19 protein-coding genes are annotated in these 21,360 nt (G+C 63.2%); 7 read left to right on the top strand and 12 right to left on the bottom strand.

All coding sequences use genetic code 11. The features are described 5' to 3' along the window. Positions 1-10: 10 nt before the first annotated feature. The 8 genes from XH90_RS11000 to XH90_RS10965 form a co-directional block, all read right to left on the bottom strand. Positions 11-2,107: an alpha/beta hydrolase gene (locus tag XH90_RS11000; RefSeq protein WP_194481277.1), complete on the bottom strand. Its 2,097-nt coding sequence runs from the start codon at positions 2,105-2,107 to the stop codon at positions 11-13. Then, entirely contained in the window at positions 2,088-2,720 is a 633-nt protein-coding gene (locus XH90_RS10995) for a TetR/AcrR family transcriptional regulator (RefSeq protein WP_194481275.1), read from the bottom strand. The genes XH90_RS11000 and XH90_RS10995 overlap by 20 nt, the downstream gene beginning before the upstream one ends. A 24-nt stretch (positions 2,721-2,744) precedes the next feature. After that, positions 2,745-3,503 carry a methanethiol S-methyltransferase gene (mddA, locus tag XH90_RS10990; RefSeq protein ID WP_194481273.1) on the bottom strand — a complete coding sequence of 253 codons (759 nt, stop codon included), beginning with the start codon at positions 3,501-3,503 and terminating at the stop codon, positions 2,745-2,747. 736 nt (positions 3,504-4,239) lie between these two features. Then, positions 4,240-4,632 carry a hypothetical protein gene (locus tag XH90_RS10985; RefSeq protein WP_194481271.1) on the bottom strand — a complete coding sequence of 131 codons (393 nt, stop codon included), beginning with the start codon at positions 4,630-4,632 and terminating at the stop codon, positions 4,240-4,242. 118 nt (positions 4,633-4,750) lie between these two features. Further along, on the bottom strand, positions 4,751-6,121 hold the full coding sequence (locus XH90_RS10980; protein ID WP_194481269.1) for an alpha/beta hydrolase: 1,371 nt from the start codon (positions 6,119-6,121) through the stop codon (positions 4,751-4,753). An 87-nt stretch (positions 6,122-6,208) separates the two neighbouring features. Further along, on the bottom strand, positions 6,209-7,996 hold the full coding sequence (locus tag XH90_RS10975; protein ID WP_194481267.1) for a chloride channel protein: 1,788 nt from the start codon (positions 7,994-7,996) through the stop codon (positions 6,209-6,211). A gap of 12 nt (positions 7,997-8,008) precedes the next feature. Beyond that, entirely contained in the window at positions 8,009-8,662 is a 654-nt protein-coding gene (locus XH90_RS10970; RefSeq protein ID WP_194481265.1) for an L-fuculose-phosphate aldolase, read from the bottom strand. Between the two features lie 207 nt (positions 8,663-8,869). Beyond that, positions 8,870-9,496, bottom strand: a complete 627-nt coding sequence (locus XH90_RS10965; RefSeq protein WP_194481263.1) for a MarC family protein — start codon at positions 9,494-9,496, stop codon at positions 8,870-8,872. Between the two features lie 147 nt (positions 9,497-9,643). Here XH90_RS10965 and XH90_RS10960 point away from each other — a divergent pair, with 147 nt between their 5' ends. From XH90_RS10960 to XH90_RS10945, 4 genes are all read left to right on the top strand, one after another. Then, positions 9,644-10,213, top strand: a complete 570-nt coding sequence (locus XH90_RS10960) for a ferritin-like domain-containing protein (RefSeq protein ID WP_194481261.1) — start codon at positions 9,644-9,646, stop codon at positions 10,211-10,213. A 186-nt stretch (positions 10,214-10,399) separates the two neighbouring features. Continuing rightward, on the top strand, positions 10,400-10,783 hold the full coding sequence (locus XH90_RS10955; protein ID WP_194481259.1) for an Hsp20/alpha crystallin family protein: 384 nt from the start codon (positions 10,400-10,402) through the stop codon (positions 10,781-10,783). Between the two features lie 8 nt (positions 10,784-10,791). Continuing rightward, entirely contained in the window at positions 10,792-13,173 is a 2,382-nt protein-coding gene (gene lon, locus XH90_RS10950; RefSeq protein WP_194481257.1) for an endopeptidase La, read from the top strand. Positions 13,174-13,178: 5 nt separating this feature from the next. Beyond that, on the top strand, positions 13,179-13,334 hold the full coding sequence (locus tag XH90_RS10945) for a hypothetical protein (protein ID WP_194481256.1): 156 nt from the start codon (positions 13,179-13,181) through the stop codon (positions 13,332-13,334). Positions 13,335-13,411: 77 nt separating this feature from the next. Here the strand turns inward: XH90_RS10945 and XH90_RS10940 are convergent, their stop codons facing one another. From XH90_RS10940 to XH90_RS10925, 4 genes are all read right to left on the bottom strand, one after another. Continuing rightward, on the bottom strand, positions 13,412-13,714 hold the full coding sequence (locus XH90_RS10940) for an HU family DNA-binding protein (protein ID WP_008139488.1): 303 nt from the start codon (positions 13,712-13,714) through the stop codon (positions 13,412-13,414). A 332-nt stretch (positions 13,715-14,046) separates the two neighbouring features. Next, on the bottom strand, positions 14,047-15,279 hold the full coding sequence (locus XH90_RS10935) for an acetyl-CoA C-acetyltransferase (RefSeq protein WP_194481254.1): 1,233 nt from the start codon (positions 15,277-15,279) through the stop codon (positions 14,047-14,049). A gap of 117 nt (positions 15,280-15,396) precedes the next feature. Next, a complete protein-coding gene (locus tag XH90_RS10930; protein WP_194481252.1) occupies positions 15,397-16,860 on the bottom strand; it encodes a GH1 family beta-glucosidase in 1,464 nt (487 codons plus the stop codon). A gap of 143 nt (positions 16,861-17,003) precedes the next feature. Further along, positions 17,004-17,411, bottom strand: a complete 408-nt coding sequence (locus XH90_RS10925) for a hypothetical protein (RefSeq protein ID WP_194481250.1) — start codon at positions 17,409-17,411, stop codon at positions 17,004-17,006. A 388-nt stretch (positions 17,412-17,799) separates the two neighbouring features. On the opposite strand from XH90_RS10925, the gene XH90_RS10920 reads away from it, so the two are divergent. Genes XH90_RS10920 through XH90_RS10910 form a run of 3 tightly spaced genes read left to right on the top strand, consistent with a single transcriptional unit; the run spans position 17,800 to position 21,307 of the window. Continuing rightward, positions 17,800-18,753, top strand: coding sequence for a sugar-binding protein (locus XH90_RS10920; protein WP_194481248.1), 954 nt, complete (start codon positions 17,800-17,802; stop codon positions 18,751-18,753). A 29-nt stretch (positions 18,754-18,782) separates the two neighbouring features. Further along, complete coding sequence (locus XH90_RS10915) at positions 18,783-20,300, top strand: sugar ABC transporter ATP-binding protein (RefSeq protein ID WP_194481247.1); 1,518 nt, start codon at positions 18,783-18,785, stop codon at positions 20,298-20,300. Further along, on the top strand, positions 20,297-21,307 hold the full coding sequence (locus XH90_RS10910) for an ABC transporter permease (protein ID WP_194481245.1): 1,011 nt from the start codon (positions 20,297-20,299) through the stop codon (positions 21,305-21,307). The genes XH90_RS10915 and XH90_RS10910 overlap by 4 nt, the downstream gene beginning before the upstream one ends. Positions 21,308-21,360: the final 53 nt, after the last annotated feature.

Below are 21,360 nucleotides of genomic sequence, written 5' to 3'. Positions count from 1 at the left end.
TTTTATAAATCTAGAGCAATTCCGCCAGCATCCTGGCTGCACGAGCGGCGCCGCCGGCTTCAACCAATGCAAATCGACCAGGCTTGGTCAATTGCTGGACCATAGCCTCAGCAATCGTCTCCGGAGTGCTCGACGCAAATTCCATTCGTCGACCAGCGCGATAGCGATGAAGCCTGTAAGGGACATGAAAATTCTGCTCAAAATGGTTCTTGAGCGGAAAATAAATGAAGGGCGTTTGTGCCGCCGTCAGCTCCATACAGGTCGTTAGGCCGCCCTGCACGACGGCAAGGTCGCAGGCTGCAAGATGGCGGTCGAGATCGGATACGAAAGAATGGATCTCGACGCCTTGTGGTACGTCAAACGCGCCTCGATCGATACGAGGGCCCACAACCACGATCATCCGCAGATTAGAAATTGTCTGCACCACCAGCGGGTAGGTTTGTAGAACGCGCCGGATCAGATGCGCGCCGACACCGGATCCGCCGACCGTCACGATACAGACGCGCTCGTCGTCATTATAACCGAGAGAGCGACGTAACTCATCGCGACTGCCAAAGTCATTGGGATGTTCCCCGATTATGTAACCAGAGAATTCGAAATGCCTCGTGACCCAGCTTTGGATGTCCGGGAGTCCTTCGCCGAACGATCGTGGAACGACGTCATCCGGCGTCCCTACGAAAATCGCGCGGTCGCGAACCGCAGGATTCTTCTCAACATGCTGGATCATCTCGGCATTATAGTCCGACGTCAAAAAAGCTTCGCGCTTGTCGCCGTTGTCCATTGGCAGATAGCCGACGAAGTCGGTAAACCAGGCAAGTTGAGATCGCTTGAGCTCAGGATGCTCATGCCAGTGATGGTCGATATCCCACGCCTCGTCGGCAATCACGAGGTCGTATTCCGTCTCTTCCACCGCCTGCTGAAAGTGCATGAAGTTCTTAATGAGCACCTCGTCCATGCGGCGTAGAGCCTCGAAGCAATGCAGTTCGTGCTCCCCGGCCTCCTGCTCAATGTGCCGGGTCTCGCTCGCCAGTTGTTTGCTCATAGGATGAATTATCTCACGACGGCTTTCCAGAAGCCGTGTGACCGGGTCTTGCGCCAACCAGTGTATCTCCAGGTCGGGATGCAAATCGCGCAATTCGCGTGCAATTGCCAGATCGCGGCGCGCGTGTCCGAGACCGATCGGCGACGACAAATATAGAGCGGTCCTAGCTCTGCGCGTCTTGCGCTGCGGTCGCGCCATCAAACCCAATTCCTGCAAGAACTCGATGATCATCGCGTTACATTTGGCAGGGAAGCGTCCAGACGGATTATGGCCGCCGCCCGGGATAGTCTTTAGCTCGACGCCCAGAACCTCAGCGACCCTCTGCGCGCGCTCGTATGGCTGAATACGATCATTGTCGCCATGAATGACAAGCACCGGACACCGGATCGCGCGATACATGGCCTCGCCGACGTCGAACGGAGGGGCAATCGTGCGCGCTTCCACTGTTTTTCCAAGAACGTGGCCGTCCGTCTCGCATGCCCAACCAACGGAATCCTCGATTTGTTTGGTCGAGTGCGGTTCGACGAACATGTTGCTCATGAAAAACTCAGCGAACTCCCGATAATTGGTGAGCCAATACTCACGATTGTACTTGTTCCAATCGGTGAACTGCTGTTGTTGCGTCAGGAAATGCTGTGGCATCATGTAGGGATAGCCGGGTCCGATGGCGGCGGCTGTTCCGATGAGAACGGCAGCTTGGACGCGATCGGGATGTTGCGCGGCCGCAAGGCTCGCCAGCATGCCGCCGAAGGAAAGTCCAATCAGGATAGCTCGGTCAACTCCAACGGCGTCCAGCACCGCAATTGCGTCACCTAGAAACTGATCTAGCGTATAGGCTGAGGCATCGTTCGGCCGATCCGACTTGCCATTGCCGCGCGGATCGTAGGTCACGCATCGGAAGTTTTCTGCAAAAAACGGCACTTGCGCCTTGTAGACTCGCGAATGCACGATGCTCCAGGGCGGGATGAAGAGAATCGTCTCTGCTCCGCTGCCGTAGATTTCGAAATGGATCTTCACGCCGTCTCGGTTGACGAAAGCCTCGTCGCTAGGGAGCTTTGTCCGCATGATTGGTCTCTCGCTTGGCTTCGGCAATACGGATGAGGTCGCCCACACGCCGCAAAGCGCGGCGCACCGGCGCTCCCTTCTTCTCAAATCCAATTAGAAATAAACTTTCGGCGCCCATGAAGGCGTTCGACACCAGCGCAGCGATGTCTTCCGGGGTGAATGGTCCTAGTCCCCCAATATTCTTCGCGGCGTCCGCCATGACATCGCGAATCAGCTGATACCAAGAGAGAAGTCCGGCGCGGATGACCTTGCCGACTTCCGGATCCGACCAGCCTGCCGCCATCAATTCCTGCAGCACGTGGACGTAACCCGAGGCGATGTCGTCGTCGAGATAGTCGCAGGCGCGATCCCAGCGGCTCGAAAGTGTCAGGGTCGATTCCGCGAACATGGTGCTCTGCCTGTCGAGGAGTTGAGCGTTGAGATATTCGAACAGCGCCAGCATCATCCCCTGCTTCGATCCGAAGTGGTAGTGAATCTGGCTAAGGGGCACGCCTGCTGCTGCTGCGACATCTCGCGTCGAAAGGCTCGCATAGCCGTTTTTGCGCAGGATTGCTTTGGCAGCTTCGAGCAGTGCAACGCTGGTGTCTGCTTTTTTAGCAGGCGAACGACCCATTAGATCTCCTATCTGGCGACCGCCTCAGCCTTCGCGAGCCAAGCGCTCGACTTCGGTCCTCTTCCTGGGAAGGGGAATGAGCATCGATACCTCCCGGCGATAGCGACGGTATTGCTCACCAAACGTGACCACAAGATCGCGTTCTTCGAACCAGATGCCGATTAGGATGTACCCGGTCGTGGCAACCGCGAACAGCAAGTGCCCCAGAGTCATGGTCGGCGTGGCCCAAAACGCTAAAAGAAAACCGAAATAGATGGGGTGGCGGACCCACTTGTACATTGACGGCGCTTTGAATGCCGCTGGTGGATTGGGCTTGCCAACCACGTGGGCGTACACTTGTTGCAGGCCAAACAGTTCGAAATGGTTGATCAAAAATGTGCCGATCAACACGACGCCCCAGCCAAGCCAGAAAATCGCCTGCAAGCCTAGGACGCCGGCTTGATTTTGGACGGACCAGACTAGGCCGGCAAGCGGCTGCCATTGCCAGTAAAGCATTATCAGAGCCAGGCTCGCAAAAAGCACGTAGGTTGAGCGCTCAATCGCATCTGGGACGATCCTGGTCCACGCGCGTTTGAAAGCCGGACGCGCCATCACGCTGTGTTGGATCGCAAAGAGGCCGAGCAACAAGACGTCGATCACGAGTGCTGCGGGGAATGAACCGGCCGCACCGCCGTCGATTGTTTTCGGAACAGGCAGATTTCCGACAAAGGCGATTGCGTAGAGAAAAGTGGCGAGAAAAATCAGGTAGGCGACAATTCCATAGAACAGCGAAGCGATGGCCATAAGAGCCTCCGTTGCATTTTGTTCTCGGTTAAAAATACATAATTCGGTCGACCGACCGAAGTCAAGTGAGATTCTCGTGATGTCGGGCGGAGCTCTCCTTGAGACATTCATTTTCGATCGAGGCCGGCTCCAAGCCAGGAGGCGATAAAGTGGAGCCGGGATCGTTCAGCGAACCTGCCGATTGGCCGATCGGTTTACAGTGCCCTGCCCCTTGGTCGATAGCAGTCGTGGCCAAGTCCGTAGTTTGTCAACGTAGCTACGAGTGCAAATAATCCACCTCGTTCTGAAAGTGGCAGGATATGCAAAGCCTTGATCAGTTCAGTTTGGAGGAGCAGTGATCCTCCAGTCAGTCGGCACACTTACCCGTTTCGATCCGTACGTTGAATCAACGCGCTTGGGGACAATGCCCTCATAGGTTAATCGGCCCTGTCGGCACCTCATCGATGCGTGGGCATCTTGAGCTTGGGAGTTCGACCAACTCATCGTGGAAACGCTATCCAATCGGAATTGGCATGCTTTTCTTAATTATCCTATCAGTTTGGTTGCGCCGCCCCGGGTCTCCTGTAACGATACAGTCCACCGCAAACCCGGCCCACGATCGGTGACGACGTACGATCGCCCCCCAAGTCGAACCGGAATGGGCAATACATACGCCGTTTCCGAATTTCGGTAAAGCGGAATCTTTTTACATGATGGGATTGACAGCCGCTTCAGGTGTTTTGCCCGTCGGCAACCCTCAATACGGATTGTAGTAGTAGCGCGGGCCGCCATAGTAACCGTAGCCCGGCCCGGGACCATAATAGCGCGGGCCGCCGCCATAGTAATAATTGTCGTAGTACTCCTGGCGCCGGCTCTCGGCGATCGCGCCTCCGATCATACCGGCGGCAATGCCCATGAACGCAAGGCCCGCCGCGCTCGGTCCGCGCCGATAATAGCGATGACGCCGCGCGGCGCTGAAATCGGTGGCGCTGGACGAGCCCTGCCCTGCCGCAGCCGCGGCCGCGGGTTTGACTGCAGTCGGGGATGCGGCAGCCGACGGCAACACCGACGCCGTGACCAGGGCGAGACTGGCGAATGCGGCAAGCGCAGTGCGGCGGCCGCCCTTCGAATTCACGGACTTGACACTCATCGTAGCGTCCTCTGTTCACGCCTGGAAAGGAGATATGAAAACAACGGATAATGCGCAAAGCACTGAAATGGTTTCATGATCGCGGCAATCTGCCACGCCTTGAACGATTGTACGCCCGCTAGGCCCGATAATTCCAGTACTTCCGCAGCGCATCGCCTGCGGCCTGGAGGTCGAAGCGCTGATCGGGCGCGAGCTGCTGCACGATCAGGTTGAACATGTCGTTCAGGATCGAGCGCTTCTCGCCGAAATAAGAGTGGTGCAGGCCGACCAGGCTGGTGTCGACCAGCGACGCGTCGATCGTATCGATGCCATCGACGACCGTCAGGACTTCGCCAGCCTCACCCGCCCTGGGATAGCCGTGCACGAATTTCGAGGCGAGCAGCGCCACATCGCGCGACGACGCATAGAGGGTCACCCGCGCCGCGCAACCCTTGAACCTGGCGGCGAGCTGGACGAAGCGATCGCGATCGATGTCGGGCGCGGCAAAGATGACCTGACCGAGCTTGGCGGCACCGGCCGGCAGCTGCCAGAACGTCACACGCTCGAGCGTGTTGATCACCGCGCGATTGCCCATGCTGTGGGCGATGATGTGAACTTTGCCGGCCCCGATCTCGCCGAGCGCGAGTTGCAGGAACGCCTCGAAATGATCGCGCGACCAGTCGATCGTGCTCTCGTCCACCGTGTACTTCTTCGTATCCGCCGCCGACGCCCAGCTATAAAGCAGCGTCCTGCCGGCGAATTTCAGATCCACGGCAAGCTGCGCGGCACGCCGCGCCGCATCCTCGAACGTCACGTTGTAGCCGTGCACGAAGATCAGGACGTCGTGCGAATCCGCCGCCGCAAGCGATTCCTTCAAACTCGTGACGAAGACGTCCCGGCCAAGCGCGCCGACGCTCTTGAGGATCACGTGCTTTTCCGGATTGGGCGAGAATTCGAGACGCCACCAGCTCGGACCGGTGAGTTCACCGAGGTCGCGGCCGCGTGTGGGCACGCTGACCTCCGCAACGCCGTAGGACGGCGTGCCGCGCTCGCCGCGGAAAAAGTTCGCCGGCGTATCGTCGCCGCGGGCGCGATCGGTGCCATAGAAGACGGGGATGGTGACGACGCCGGTCGTCTCATCCGTGCTCGGCCGGACGATCTCATTTATGACAACCGGCGCACCCCGGCCGCGCCGGGTCACGGTCTCCGTGGTGACAACGGGCGCCGCCATATCCGCCATCACGCGCTCGACGAGATCCACGGCCGGTGGTTCGGCGAGCAGTCGCACGACCAGGAGGTCGAGCGACTGGCGAAGCTTGTCCGGGTCTTCGCCCTGGCCGGCGCGCCCGGCCAGCGCCTGCAACTCGTCGGCGTAAGGGGGCCATTTGTCGCCCAGCAGACCCTTCAACCGGGGCCCGAGTTCGAGCAAGGCAAGCAACAGGCGAAGCGTGTCCGACATCGCACGGCCCTCGTCGCTGAAGGCGGTCGAGGCGGCGGCCCGACCGTCCATCCCTAGCCTAGAGGTTGTGAACGATCTGGCAAGTCCGCTCAGCGTGCCAGCGCCAATTTGCCGGCGTCAACCCGCCTTGGGCGTGTTCTACGACAACGCGCCCAGCACGCCGCGGGTGGCCTTGTCGATCTCCTCGACATAGCGGCGACGGGCAAAAGTCTCGGTCAGGAAGCCGACGACCTTGCGGCTGTCGGTGGAGTCCACCACGGCCAGCATTTCGGCCTCGGCTTCGTCGAACACCGCCATCGCGCTTTTCACGTTCATTTCCGGGATCAGAACGATCTCGGTCAGGCGCGCGAGCTCGATGACCTGGATGTCGTCGGCGATGGTGTCGAGGTCGCTGGAGAACAGGTCGGGCAGCAGGACCAGACCGACATATTCGTCAGCATTGTTGACGATGACGATGCCGGGCCGCGAGCCCAGCACGAATTCGCGCCGCGTGGCGGCGATCGTGGTTGTCGACGGCACCTTGCCGACGTCGGAACGCATCAGGCGCTCCACCGTGAGGTTGCGCAGCCAGCCGACGTCGTTGGCACTGCGGATGGTCTCGCCGCGCAGATGCAGGCGCCAGGTCGAGAACGAATGGCCGAACATGAAGCGGACGCAGATCGAGGTGACGATGCAGCCGGCCAGCACCACGGCCGTGACGTCGACGTTGCGCGTCATCTCGAGCACGAGGAACGACATGGTCAGCGGACCGCCGACGATGGCGACGCCGAGGGTGGCCATGCCGGTCAGCATCGCCACCAGCGGATCGATCGCGAAATTCGGGCTGATCAGCAGAAGCACCGCGGAGAAGAACTTTCCGATCAGGCTGCCGACGAAGAGGGAGGCGAAGAACAGACCGCCGCGGAAGCCCGACGCCAGCGAGATCAGGCAGGCCGTCACCTTCAGCGCGATGATGATCGCGATCAGGCCGATCGTCATGTCGTGGAAGAGATCGAGCACCATGGCGCCGTGGCCGGCCGCCAGCACCTGCGGCGTGACGAGGGCGAAGCCGCCGACGATGAAGCCGCCGATCACCGGGCGCAGCCACACCGGCAGCCATTTGAACAGCCGCTCGAACATCGAGGACGAGCGCATCACGGCGATGCCGACGCCGCTGGTGACGAGCGCAAGCCCGATCAGCGCCAGATATTGCTCGATGCCGACCGCGCTGACCTTGGGGATTTCGAGGGAGTAAGGCGCGCCGCCGAGCCATTGCGCGGTGAGCGCGCCGGCGAGCGAGGCCGCCAGGATCGGCGCGGCGCTGCCGACCGAATAGACGCCGACGATCAGCTCGCAGGCGTAGAACGCGCCCGTGATCGGCGCGCCGAAAGCGGCGGCGATCGCCGCCGCGGCGCCGCAGCCGACGATCAGTCGGAGGTCGTTGCGGCGCAGATTGAAGAACTTGCCGAACAGCGAGGCGATGCCGGAGCCGATCTGGGTATAGCCGGCCTCCAGACCGACCGAGGCGCCGCAGCCGTTCGAGATCAGCGTCTGGCTCGACACCACGATGCTGTCGCGCATCGACAGATTGCCGCCGCGCAGCGCGTTGGCCTCGATCGGGTCGACGGCGCTCGAGATCTTCAGCCGCCGCCGCCACCACTCCATGATCCCGAGCACCAGGCCGCCAAGCGCGGGCGCGATCATCGCCGCCCATGGACTGATATAGGTGTTGGCGGAGAGCCGCACGTCGATCGGAATGCCGTAGATCACGACATGGGCGATCTGCGCGATCTCGGCCATCAGCGTCACGATCGCGCCGGCCAGGGTGCCGATCACCAGCGCCAGCGGGATCAGGTAGAACTCGTTGCTGCGCAACAGCGCGCGCAGCCGAACCATGGTGCGGTTGGTCCCCTTGCCGTCGACGAAATATCTGATCCGCGCGAACACCGCTTGCCAGCCCTACCCTTCCGACAGGCCGTAGCCGGCCATGCGCTGACGGACCCGCTCGATCTCGGCGCTCGAGAGCGGCGGCGGTTTGCCGATCTGGAGACAGCCGTGGTACTGCCGCGCCAGTGTCTCGACCTCGACGGCAAGCCACATCGCCTTGTCGAGCGTCTTGCCGACCGCGATCATGCCGTGATGGTCGAGCAGGCAGGCGAGCCGGCCCTCCAGCGCACGCACCGCATGGTCGGACAGCTCCGCTGTCCCGAAGGTCGCATAGGGGGCACAGCGGATGCTGTCGCCGCCGGCTGCCGCGATCATGTAGTGCACCGGCGGGATCTCCATGCCCATGATCGCCAGGATGGTGCAGTAGGTCGGATGGGCGTGCACCACGGCGTTGACGTCGGCGCGCGCCTTCAGGATGTCGAGGTGGAAGCGCCACTCGCTGGACGGCTTCTGCTTGGGGGCATGCGAGCCGTCCATGGCCATGAACACGATCTGGTCCGGCGTCATGGCGTCATAGGGCACGCTGGTCGGGGTGATCAGCAGCCCATCCCCGTGCCGCACGCTGATATTGCCGGAAGTGCCCTGGTTGATGCCGAGCGCATTCATGCGGCGGCAGGCGTCGATGATGGCCTGTCTCTCGTCGAGTTCGTCCGCACTCATCGACATCTCGATTTCATCTCGACCTTCTTGTCGATTTTCTTGCCAATTCTCTTGCCGACTTTCTTGGCGATGGGCGTTTGTTAGACCCGAAGTACGTCAAAGCAATATGGCAGTGCAAGCGAAAGCGGCCGGGATTGTTTGGTGTCTTCTTTGATGTACCGTTACACCGGAAAATAGATTGTATAATCAATAAATTAACAGATTACCGCAACCCTAGAGGAGATTGGCCCGGACGGCCGCAATCCCGTTGATGACGAACTGCACCGAATAGGCCGCGAGCAGCATGCCGAGCACCCGCGACAGCACCGCGTTTCCGGTGCGCCCGAGCGTCCGCGCGATCAATTGGGCCGAGATGAAGCAGAGCATGCAAAGCAGGCAGACCGCGAGGACGATGGCGATGATGATCGCAAGCTTGGCCCCATAGCCGGCGTCGCCCGCCAGGAGCAGCGTGGTCGCGATCGCCCCGGGGCCGGCCATCATGGGGATGGCGAGCGGAAACACCGCGACATCGGAGGCGTGCTCTGCGGTGGCCTTGTCGGCCTCCCGCGCCTCGCGATGCGGCCGGTCGCCGAAGATCATCTGGTAGGAGACGCCGAACAGCAGGAGCCCGCCGGCGATCTGGAATGCGGGAATGCCGATCCCGAGTTGGCGCAGCAGCCAGTTTCCGACCAGCGCAATCACGACCAGGATCGAGGCCGCGATGAACGGAGCGCGGAGCGCGACCGTCCGCTTGACCGCATCAGGCATACCCCCGGTCGCAGCCAGAAAGGCCGGCGCGAGGCCGACGGGGTCGACCACCAGCAATAGTGTGACGAAGGCGGACAGCGCGAAGTCGAGCATGGAAGGCGTCTCGGGGGATCGTGGTCAGACGGCCAGCCATAGCGGCTCGCGGGAGCCTTCGCGAGGAACATTTGCAAACGCCGGCTCTTGATCGCGTGAGGATCAAGGAAGGGCATGCCTTCCCGTGTCACCTCATCAGGAGGATCCATGGCTAAACGAGCAAAGAAACGTGCTCCTAAGAAAAAGACCGCATCGCGCCGCCCGCGTCGGGCGCCTAAGATGCTGAGCGACCTGTTCCTGGAAACGCTGAAGGACATCTATTTCGCCGAGAACAAGATCATCAAGACGCTGCCCAAGATGGCCAAGGCCGCGCATTCGAAGGATCTTGCCGCCGCCTTCAACAAGCATCTGCGGGAGACGCAGGGCCAGGTCAAACGGCTCGAGCAGATCTTCAAGATGCTGGACAAGCCAGCGCGCGGCAAGCCGTGCGAGGCGATCAACGGCATCACCGAGGAGGGCGCCGAGATCATGAAGGATTTCAAGAACGCCCCTGCCCTCGACGCCGGCCTGCTCGCCGCGGCGCAGGCCGTCGAGCATTACGAGATCTCCCGCTACGGCACGCTACGCACCTGGGCCGAGGAGCTCGGCATGCCCGAGGCGGCACGGCTGCTCCAGGATACGCTGGACGAGGAAGAGGCGACCGACCACACCCTGACCGAGCTCGCCACGTCCGTGATCAACCTCGAAGCGGAGGCCGAGTACCGCGAAGCCGCCTGATCCACGTCCCGCCCAATTGTTGCCTCCGGCGCCGCGGAACATCTTTCGCGGCGTCGATGCGTCTGAGCGCAAGGGGCTCCTCTCGATCGAGGGGCCAGGCATGCTCCAAACGCGCGATGCTGGAATTTGCGGGAACCATCACCATATCCCCGTTTTCCAACCGCAGCGCCGTCCCCGAGTTTTGCCATGCAACCCAAAAATCCCTTTGACTGGATGCTGTCCGAGGCCCTCGACCAGCTGACCCGCGCCGAACGGCTGCGGCAGCAGTTCGGCCGTCAGGAAGCCTGCTGGGAGCCGCCGATCGACGTGCTCGAGACCGAGCATGAGCTGCTCATCTTGGTCGCGCTTCCCGGGGTCAATCCGGACAATGTCGAGACGATGATCCAGGACGGCGTACTCGTGATCTCCGGCCAGCGCACGCTTCCGCCGGAGCTTCGCAACGCCCGCATCCACCGGCTCGAACTGCCGCAGGGGCGTTTTGAGCGCCGCATTGCATTGCCCCTTGGCCGCTACGCCATCAGCCGCTTCGTGATGGACGGCTGCGTCGCGCTGCGCCTCGCCAAATCCTGAGGTCGATCATGGCCACCGAACAGACGAATTCCGCACAGACACATCCTGACGTGAATATCCCCGAAGACGCGCTGATCATCATCCCCGTGCGCGAGATGGTGCTGTTCCCCGGCGCCATCGCGCCGATCGCGATCGCACGAGCGAAGTCCGTCGCCGCCGCACAGCAGGCGCTGCGCGAGCAGCGGCCGATCGGCATCGTGCTGCAGCGGAGCCCCGAGATCGACGAGCCCGGTCCCGACGATCTCTACAAGGTCGCGACCATCGCCAACATCGTGCGCTACATCACCGCGCCCGACGGCACGCATCACATCGTCTGCCAGGGCGTGCAGCGCGCGCGCATCCTCGACTTCCTGCCGGGGACGCCGTTCCCGGCTGCGCGCATCCAGCAGATCCCCGAGCCGACCACGACCTCGCCCGAGATCGAGGCGCGGGCGCTGAATCTGCAGCGCCAGGCGATCGAGGCGATCGAGCTGCTGCCGCAGGCGCCGCCCGAGCTGGTCGCGATGTTCCAGAGCACCACCGCGCCCGGCGCGCTGGCCGATCTGGCGACCTCGTTCATGGACATCAAGCCGCAGGACAAGCAGGAGGTGCTGGAAACCATCGACCTCGCCCTGCGCGTCGAGAAGGTGTCGAAGCACCTGGCCGAACGGCTGGAGGTGCTGCGCATCTCCAACGAGATCGGCCAGAAGACCAAGGCCTCTTTCGATGAGCGGCAGCGCGAGGCGATCCTGCGCGAGCAGATGGCGACCATTCAGCGCCAGCTGGGCGAAGGCGACAGCAAGGCCGCCGAGGTCGCCGAACTGACGGCTGCGATCGTCAAGGCCAACATGCCCCCGGAAGCGGACGCGCACGCCAGGAAGGAGCTGCGCCGCTACGAGCGCATGCCGGAGGCTGCCGGCGAAGCCGGCATGGTCCGCACCTACCTCGACTGGCTGATCGAGCTGCCGTGGGCGCTGCCTGCGGAGAAGCCGATCGACATCAAGGAGGCACGCCGCATCCTGGATGCCGATCACTTCGGCCTGGAGAAGATCAAGAGCCGGATCATCGAATATCTGGCGGTGCGCAAACTGGCGCCGCAGGGCAAGGCCCCGATCCTGTGCTTCGTCGGTCCGCCCGGCGTCGGCAAGACCTCGCTCGGCCAGTCCATCGCTCGCGCAATGGATCGCCCCTTCGTGCGCGTCAGCTTGGGCGGCGTGCATGACGAGGCCGAGATCCGCGGTCACCGGCGCACCTATATCGGCGCGCTGCCCGGCAACATCATCCAGGGCATCAAGAAGGCCGGCAGCCGCAACTGCGTGATGATGCTGGACGAGATCGACAAGATGGGCCGTGGCGTGCAGGGCGATCCCTCTGCCGCCATGCTGGAGGTGCTCGACCCCGAGCAGAACGGAACGTTCCGGGACAATTACCTGGGCGTGCCCTTCGACCTGTCGCGCGTGGTCTTCATCGCGACCGCCAACATGCTGGACCAGATTCCGGGTCCGTTGCTGGACCGCATGGAGCTGATCAGCCTGGCCGGCTACACCGAGGAGGAGAAGCTGGAGATCGCACGGCGCTACCTGGTGCGGCGGCAGCTGGAGGCCAACGGCCTGACAGCCGAGCAGGCCGAGATCGAGCCGGAGGCGCTGAGGCTGGTCGTCAAGGGTTACACCCGCGAAGCCGGCGTGCGTAACCTCGAGCGCGAGATCGGCAAGGTGTTCCGCCATGCCGCGGTGCAAGTCGCCGAAGGCACGTCCGCGAAGGTCGTGATCACGGCGAAGGACATCGCCGACGTGCTGGGACAGCCGCGCTTCGAAGGCGAGATCGCGCAGCGCACCAGCATTCCGGGCGTGGCCACAGGCCTTGCCTGGACGCCGGTCGGCGGCGACATCCTGTTCATCGAGGCCTCGCGCGTACCCGGCCGCGGCGGCATGATCCTGACCGGCCAGCTCGGCGAGGTCATGCGCGAAAGCGTACAGGCCGCGCTGACGCTGGTGAAGAGCAAGGCCTCGCAGCTCGGCATCGATCCCTCCGTGTTCGAGAAGAGCGACATCCATGTTCACGTCCCAGCGGGTGCGACCCCGAAGGACGGACCGAGCGCGGGCGTGGCGATGTTTACGGCGCTGACGTCACTGCTCACCAATCGCACGGTGCGCAGCGACACGGCGATGACCGGCGAGATCTCGCTGCGCGGCCTGGTGCTGCCGGTCGGCGGCATCAAGGAGAAGGTAGTGGCTGCGGCCGCCGCCGGCTTGAAGCGGGTGATGCTGCCGGCGCGCAACAAGCGGGACTATGACGACATCCCGAAGAGCGCGCGGGACAACCTCGAATTCATCTGGCTGGAGCGCGTCGACGAGGCCATCGCCGCAGCGCTCGAACCGGTCGAGGCCAAGGTCGAAGCGGCGGAGTGAATACGATGAGGAAACTGCTGGAAGACGCGAGGAAATCGCGGACAACGCAGCGGCTGCGCCAGCTGCTCGGTCGTGCCGTCGACAGGGTGCGCGATGCGCTTGCAGGACCCGAGCCTCGGCTTCAGCCGATCCCGGTCCGGGTGAAGCCCCGCAAGGGCTGAGCCCCTCCGCCTCAGCCCTTGCGGCCACTTCACTCAAAACCAAAAGGCCCCCTCTCCTCGAGGGGGCCTTTGCGTTATCAGGCCACGGCGTCCTTGGCGGCCTTGACCGGGCGGGCGCGGACGATCTTCCGGGCCGGCTTGGCCTTGAACATCATCTCTTCACCCGTGAACGGGTTGGTGCCCTTGCGCGCCTTGGTCGCGGGCTTCTTGATGACCACGAACTTGGCGAAGCCCGGCACCAGGAACAGGCCGTTCTTCTTGAGCTCCTTGTGGCCAACGTCGGTCAGCGTCTCCATGACGCTCTTGACGTCGCGCTTGGAAAGCTCGGTGGCGGTCGCAATCTTCTCGATCAACTGCGATTTGGACATTTGGGCTGGCATCGTGTCTCCTCTGATTCGTTGCCGGTTGCATATTAGACCAACCGGCGAAGGCCTATAGCCTTCTGCACAGTTTTGTCGCGGTTTTACGGGCTTTTTTGGCCCCTGCGACAAAAACCCCTGCATTTTAGCGGCTTCCGGAGCGGAAGGAGCCTCGGGCAGCGGCTTTTGCCTTGTTTCAAAGGCCCGCAAGCAGCCTTGCTAAAGCTGATTCGATGCTTTCGACAAGCGACGACCCGCCTCTTTGTGAGAGGAGGAGCGCGATTCACCCTGAAAAATAAGGCTGGAACGTCGCCCTGCGACGTTTCTCCCTGCTTTTTACGGGCTACGGCGAGCTAGATGCGCTCGATGATGATGGCCGGCGCCATGCCTCCCGCGGCGCACATGGTCACGAGACCGCGCTTCAGATCGCGCCGTTCGAGTTCGTCGAGCACGGTGCCGATCAGGATCGAGCCGGTCGCGCCGATGGGATGGCCGAGCGCGATCGAGCCGCCATTGACGTTGACCTTGGCGCGATCGAGCTTGAGATCGCGGATGTATTTTTCCGCAACCACCGCAAAGGCCTCGTTGATCTCGAACAGATCAATGTCGTCGGCGGTGAGCCCGGCCTTCGCCAGCACCTTGCGCGTCGCCGGCACCGGCGCGTTCAGCATCAGGGTCGGCGAGTCTCCCATGTTCGCCATCGCGACCACGCGGGCGCGGGCTTTAAGGCCATGTGCCTTGGCGTAGGACGGCGAAGCCAGCAGGATTGCGGCAGCGCCGTCGACGACGCCGGACGAGTTGCCGGCGTGGTGCATGAAGTCGATGTCGAGGTCAGGATATTTTTGCAGGATCAGGCCGCGATAGGTCGTGCCCTTGTCGTCCAGCGCATGGTCGGCAATCGCCGGGAATGCCGGCTTCAGCGCAGCAAGCCCTTCCATAGTGGTCTGCGGCCGAGGATATTCTTCATGGTCGAGCGCGAGGCTGCCGTCCTCGCGATGAACGGGCACGAGGCTCTTCTTGAAGTGACCGCCGGCAATCGCTTGCGCGGCGCGCCTCTGGCTTTCGAGGCCGAGCGCATCGACGTCCCGTCGCGTGATGCCTTCCAGCGTCGCGATCGCATCGGCGCAGACGCCCTGGTGCGACTGCGGATGCCTGGCGCGAAGCCGCAGATTGCCGCTATCCATCATCATCGGACCGCCGCCGCGACGTCCTTCCATCGACATCATCTCGCAGCCGCCGGCGATGACGAGATCTTCCGCGCCCGCCATGATCGAGGATGCCGCCATGTTGACGCTGGTGATGCCTGAGCCGCAGAAGCGATCCAGCGTCACGGCGCTGGCGCGCACGTCGTAGCCGGCATCGAGCGCCGACATCCGCCCGAGGTCGCCGCCTTGCGTTGCGACCTGCGCGCTGCAGCCCCAGACGATGTCGTCGACGTCGGCGGTATCGATGCCGGTGCGATCGGCGAGCGCGCGCAGCACTGTGGCACCTAGCTGCTGCGGATGAATGCCCGACAGTGCCCCCTTGCCGGCCTTGCCGACGCCGCGCGGGGTGCGGCAGGCATCGATGATCAGCGCGTCGGTCATGGGCGTTGTCCTCTTGTTACGAGTGTTGAGGACGGTTTTGAATCAGGGCGAGAGTGGAGTCAATGCGCGGCGATTACGCCCCTTCGCCCGGATTTTCCGCTGCGCGTAAAATCCTCCTCATGCCCCCGCGGCGTTCTTCGCGATCACGTTGCGATAAAAGCTTGCACTCAGTTTTGGCGTGCGCACCTGGGTATCGAAATTGACGTGGTACAGCCCAAAGCGCTTGTTGAGTCCGTATACCCATTCGAAATTGTCCATCAGGCTCCAGAGGAAATAGCCGCGCACCGGCGCTCCTTCAGCGGTGGTGCGCTGGAGCTGGGCGAGATAGTTGCGCAGGTACATGATGCGGTCGGTGTCGTAGATCTTGCCGTCCTGGGTGACCTGATCGTCGCCGGAGGCGCCGTTCTCGCTGATATAGATCGCGTTCGTCTTCCAGATCTTCGCAGCGAGCTTCGGCACCCAGTAGATCGTCTCGGGGCCGACGCGCAGCCAGTCCGAATTCATGTGCGGAAAGGCCTTTGGAATCGGCAGCGGCATGAAACCCGCGCCCTGGTCGGACGCGACGACATAGTGCTGCGGTGCGTAGATGTTGAGGCCGAGGAAATCGACTGGTGAGGAGATGATCTTCAGCTCGGCGTCGGTGTATTTCGGCGCATTGGCGCCGGCATATTTCAGGAACGCATCGGTGTAGCGGCCGGTCATGATGACGTTGAGATAGCCGGCATTCATCTCGCGCAGCGCAATCTCGGCGGCGCGGACGTTCTCGGGCGTATCGATCGCGGGAATGCAGGCATCGATGTTCTCGGCCGGCCCGACGCGCGTGCCGCGGCGGCCATGGGCGCGCACCGCCTGCACCGCAAGCCCATGCGCGAGCGCACTGTTGTGCCTGACCTGGTTGACCTCGGCCTGCGGCAGGGTCAAGCCGGGCGCGTCGATGCCGATGCCGTAGCCGAAATAGACGAAGCGGCCGCTCTCGTTGAGCGTGAACACGTTCCTGACCCGATCGGTGAGGTGCCCGGCGACATAGGCCGCGTAGTCACCGAAGATCTTGCAGGTCTCGGTCGAGCGCCAGCCGCCGAAGCGGTCCTGCAATGATTGCGGCAGGTCCCAGTGATAAAGCGTCAGCCACGGTTCGATACCGTTCTTGAGGAGCTCGTCGACCAGGCGACTATAGAAGTCGAGCCCTTTCGGGTTCGGCTTGCCGTCGCCGTCAGGAAACACCCGTGGCCAGGCCACCGAGAAGCGATAGGCCTTGCAGCCGAGCTCCCTGATGAGCGCAATGTCCTCCTTGTAGCGGTGATAATGCTCGTTCGCGCGGTCGCCGGTGGTGCCGTCCTCGATCTTGCCGGGGATCCGGACGAACTTGTCCCAGATCGAGGCCCCTCGCCCGTCCTCTTTGACCGCACCCTCGACCTGGTAGGACGAGGTCGCCGTCCCCCAGACGAATCCGGCCGGAAAGCCGCCGGCGCTGCGCGGTGCCGCTCCCGGCCTGGCCTCCGCGGCCTCGAGAGAAGCGGTCATTCCGGCTGCGGACAGGCCCGCGATCTTCGCGAATTGGCGACGCGAGACCTTGTCCGACATTGATGCTGCCTCCGGCTGATTGCTGCAGCGGCACCATGGCGGGGCGCAGGCGGTTTGAGAAGCGCCGGCACCGAAATTTGAGGATGGAGAATTGCGCCGCCCGATACCCCCAAACCGAGTCGATGCCGCGACCGCGCCTGCGCTCAGCGCGAGCGTTTCGGCAGCTTTGGAAGCTTGGCGGGATTGAACGGCGAGACCTCACCTGTTCGTTCAGGTGCCCCCTTCGGTGGTTCGGTGAAAATGAGCGTCCCCTGGAGGACGACTCCCCGTGCCTGACCTGCCGTCGCCGTGTAGGTGGCGATCTTGCCGGGGCACGTCCCTTCGATGTCCAGAGTCAGTTCCTCATAGACCCCGAAGACCGTGGCCCGTCCCTCGGTATGGCGCTTCGTCAACACGGTTGCGGTGAAGCGATCGCCGTCGACCTTGCAGGAACCGTGATACGTCATCAGGCTGTCGCGGCCCCAAATCTGGCCGTCGGCGACATGAACAATGCCTGTGCCCTGGTCTAGCGGTGTCTTGTACCACGCCGCGTAGGTACCATCCTTCAGCATGGGAGCCGTCTTCCCCCTGGTCTCACCATGCCAATCATCCGCACGATCAGCGCTAAAGCCCGGTTAACGACCGGGCCCGTACCAATGCGGTGTGCCGCCTCGCAGCTACGAGTTCCTCGATCACGTTCAGGATGATGAACGCCAAGGAGGCGAACTGCGGCGCGATTTCGCGCGAACATCGCCCCGGGTTGCACGCTCGGCGTGCTTTTGCTACCGTGAGGTACGTGCCTCATTTCACCTCACGAGCCGGCGGGTGGACCCCGCCCCAACCGCAAAGATGCGGACGGCGGCTGACCTGCGCGGCCCGCGAGATTGAGACATGCGCCCAATTCGGGCTCAAGCAGAGTTGGCCTTCATGAGGGGCTGACCGCACAAGGGGAGGATGAACATGCAGCGTCTCTTGATCGCAGGTGTATCTGTCGCGTTCACGATTGCTCTGGGCCTCGGCTCGGCGAACGCAGCCGACAAGAAGGTTCTGGCCTTCGTCGTCAACGGCGCGTCCGACTTCTGGAAGATCGCGGAAGCCGGCGTGAAGAAGGCCCAGGGCGAACTGCCCAATTACAATCTTCAGCTCAAATATCCGGAACAGGCCGCCGCTGCCGTTCAGCAGCGCATGATGGACGACCTCGTCGCCGCCGGCGCCGCCGGCATCATGGTCAGCGCGGTCGATCCGAAGAACCAGGTCGAGCATCTCAACAAGATCGCCTCGCAGACGCTGCTGTTCACCACCGACAGCGACGCGCCGAACTCGAAGCGCATCGCCTATATCGGCTCGTCCAACGTCGACCTCGGCAAGGACGCCGGCAAACTGATGCTCAAGGCGCTGCCGAACGGCGGCAAGTGCGTCGGCTTCGTCGGCCTGCCCGGCGCCGACAACGCCCGCGAGCGCATCGAGGGCGTCAAGGAGACCATCAAGGGCTCGAAGGTCGAGCTGGTCGACGTTCGCGGCGACGAGATCGATCAGACCCGCGCCAAGCGCAACGTCGAGGACATCCTCGCCGCCATGCCCGACGTGAGCTGCCTGGTCGGCTTCTACTCCTACAACACCCCGCGCATCTACGAAGTGCTGAAGGAGGCCGGCAAGCTCGGCAAGATCCAGATCATCGGTTTCGACGAGGATCCGATCACGCTGGGCGGCGTCAAGGAAGGCAGCATCGCCGGCACCGTCGTGCAGCAGCCGTTCGAGTGGGGCTACCAGGGCATGAAGCTGATGGCGAAGTACATCGAGGGCGACAAGTCCGGCGTGCCCGCCAACGGCATCATCATCGTGCCGGGCAAGGTCATCGACAAGACCAATGTCGACGACTTCATGGCCTCGATGAAGTCGATGCTCAAGAAGTAGGAGACGTGCGGAGTTGCCCGCAGCCGTCGATGCCTGAGCCGTTTCTCGAACTGATCGACATCAGCAAGAGCTATCCCGGCGTGGTCGCACTCGACCACGTCGGCCTTGCCGTGTCGCCGGGCGAGGTGATCGCCCTGATCGGCGAGAACGGCGCCGGCAAGTCGACCCTGATGCGGGTGCTCGGCGGCGTGGTCGAGCCGAGCGGCGGCAGCATCCGCGTCGATGGCGTCGAGCGAGGCGCGCTCACGGTGGGCGAGGCGATCGCCGCGGGCATCGCCTTCGTGCATCAGGAGCTCAATCTCTTCGACAATCTCGACGTCGCCGGCAACGTGTTCATCGGCCGCGAGCCCGTGCATGGCGGGCCGCTGCGGCTGATCGACCGCAAGGCGCTGTACGCCAGGACGCAGCCGCTGCTGGACCGCCTGGGCGCCGATTTCGCCCCGGACGCGCCGCTCGCCGATCTGTCGCTGGCTCAGCGCCAGCTCGTCGAGATCATGAAGGCGCTGTCGCTCGATGCGCGCCTCGTGATCATGGACGAGCCGACGTCCAGCCTGACCCTGGCCGAAACCGACCGGCTGATGCGGGTCATCGCCGGCCTCAAGGCCGACGGCGTCAGCATCATCTTCATCACGCACCGCCTCAACGAGGTGATGCAATGCGCCGATCGCGCGGTCGTGTTGCGCGACGGGCGCATGGTCGGCGCGTTGACCCGCGTCGAGCTGTCGCCCGCGGCGATGATCCGCCTGATGATCGGACGCGACCTCAAATCGCTCTACGTGCCGCCGGCCGCCCCGCCGGGCGAAGCCGTGCTCGACATCGTCGATGTTGTCACCGACACCTATCCGGAGCGAACGGTGAGCCTGTCGGTCCGCCGCGGCGAGATCCTGGGGCTGGCCGGCCTCGTCGGCTCCGGACGCACGGAGCTGGCGCGGGCGATTTTTGGCGTCGACCTGCTCAAGGGCGGCGCCATCAAGCTGAACGGCGAAGCCATCCGGGTCGAGAACCCGCGGGCGGCGATCGACCACGGCATCTACCTGATCCCGGAGGACCGCAAGGGCTGCGGGCTGCTGCTCGACGTCTCGATCGCGGAGAACATTTCGCTGCCGGACCTGTCGTCCTATCTGCGCTTCTTCCTGGTGAACACGGCGCGGGAGACCGAGAATGCCCGCAGCCAGCGCGAACGGCTCAAGATCCGCGCGCCCGACGTCGGAACCTCGGTCGGCTCGTTGTCCGGCGGCAATCAGCAGAAGGTCGTGCTGGCCAAATGGCTGTCGATGCGGCCCAAGGTGCTGATCTTCGACGAGCCGACGCGCGGCGTCGACGTCGGAGCCAAGCAGGAGATCTACGAGATGCTGCGCCGGCTGACCGACGCCGGCGTCGCGATCCTGATGATTTCGAGCGACATGGAAGAGGTGATCGGGGTCAGCGACCGGATCGCCGTCATGCACGAGGGTGCGATCTCGGGTTTCCTCGATCGCAGCCAGTTCAGCGAGCACAACGTGCTCCAGTTGGCCGTCGGCCACGCGGTTGAGATGAGGGTGCCTTGAACAAGAAAGACCTGAGCCTGCTGGTCCTGATCCTCGTCGTCGGCGCGGTCGTGGCCTTCATCAATCCGCGTTTCCTCTACGTCGGCAACCTCTCCAACACGCTGAACCAGGTCGGGATGTTCGGCATCTTCTCGATCGCGGAAGCCTTCGTCATCATCATCGGCGGGATCGAGCTCTCGGTCGGTTCGGTGATCGCACTGCTCGGCGTTCTCTTCATCGACCTCATCGTCAATCACGACGTCAACTGGATCCTCGCCTTTGCCGCGATCATCGCGGGCGGCCTCGTCATCGGCCTGGTGCACGGCACGCTGGTGACGCGAATGCATATCCAGCCGTTCGTGGTGACGCTGTGCGGACTTTTGATCTATCGCGGCGCCGCACGCTATTACACCGAGGACGCGACCGCGGGCTTCGGCTTCGGCGCCAGCTTCCCGACGCTGGAATGGCTGACGGCCGGCCGCACCAATTTGCTGGGCTTTCCGCTGCCGCACAGCGTGGTGGCGCTGATCGTCGTCGCGGCGGTCTCATGGGTGCTGCTGCACCGCTCGGTGTTCGGCCGCTATCTCTACGCCGTCGGCAAGAACGAGGAGGCCGCGCGCTATTCCGGCATCCGCTCCGAGCGCGTGATGATCTCCGCCTATGTCATCTGCGGTGGGCTGACCGCGTTCTCCGCCATCCTGTTCGCGATGTACACCCGCTCGATCTCGCCGGCCGTGCACGGCTCGTTCTACGAGCTCTACGCCATTGCGGCGGCCGTGCTCGGCGGCTGCTCGCTGCGCGGCGGCGAAGGCTCGATCGTCGGCGTCGTGCTCGGCACCGTGCTGCTCCAGGTGCTGCAGAACCTGGTCAACCTGCTGGGCATCCCGAGCTCGCTGAATTTCGCGGTCATGGGCGCCGTGATCCTGATCGGCGTGCTCGCCGACCAATATCTCGTCCAGCGCCGGCAGCGCGTGGGTGCGGCCAAGGGCAAGGGGCAGGCGAGCGTGGCAACTGCCCCGCAAACCTGAAACGACCCCATGCACAGTAGCCGGGGAAAGCGAAATCAGGGACTTACAGCGCG

The organism is Bradyrhizobium sp. CCBAU 53338 (assembly GCF_015291665.1).
Classification (GTDB): domain Bacteria; phylum Pseudomonadota; class Alphaproteobacteria; order Rhizobiales; family Xanthobacteraceae; genus Bradyrhizobium.
This window is presented reverse-complemented; position numbering and strand designations above follow the sequence as displayed.